At 36.4% G+C, this 451-nt stretch carries 1 protein-coding gene; it reads right to left on the minus strand.

Annotated features, from left to right (window positions below):
• Window positions 1-151: 151 nt before the first annotated feature.
• Window positions 152-451 (minus strand): hypothetical protein (locus IQR33_RS33995; RefSeq protein ID WP_228014065.1); only part of this gene is annotated, 300 nt, incomplete at its 5' end.

A 451-nucleotide genomic window follows, 5' to 3' on the forward strand; every position in this document is an offset into this window, starting at 1 on the left:
ACCCCCGCTTGCGCGCTACTCATCACGAGTAAAGGTAAAATTAATCTTAATTTCATCATAGTAACCCCTATTATTTTGATAAATATACGTCATTTTCGGATAACAAACAATAAACGAAGCTGTAAGGTAACCTACGAATAAGAACAATTTCTTATCGGTTATCTGGCTTCCAAATTTCGTTTTTTCGATATGGCAAGTTGTTGCCTTGGTTGTATTTTGACAGGAGGTGTATAAAAAACTCTAATGGTGTCCTTTTGGTAAGAGAGATTAAAGACATTAATACATAGAAAACACACATGGCTTTAAGGTAGTTCCAGCTGAACATTATTGGCAATGTCAAAACCGGGACGATTGTAGACCCGTCCATAAGTAGGAAAAGTGGTCTTTTCATCGCATTTTGTACCGCTTTTCTATCCAGCTTCGGTTTATATTCCATTATTCTGATTCCATA

Origin of the sequence: Vibrio sp. OPT46, from assembly GCF_015163535.1 — a bacterium.
Lineage (GTDB): Bacteria > Pseudomonadota > Gammaproteobacteria > Enterobacterales > Vibrionaceae > Vibrio > Vibrio alginolyticus.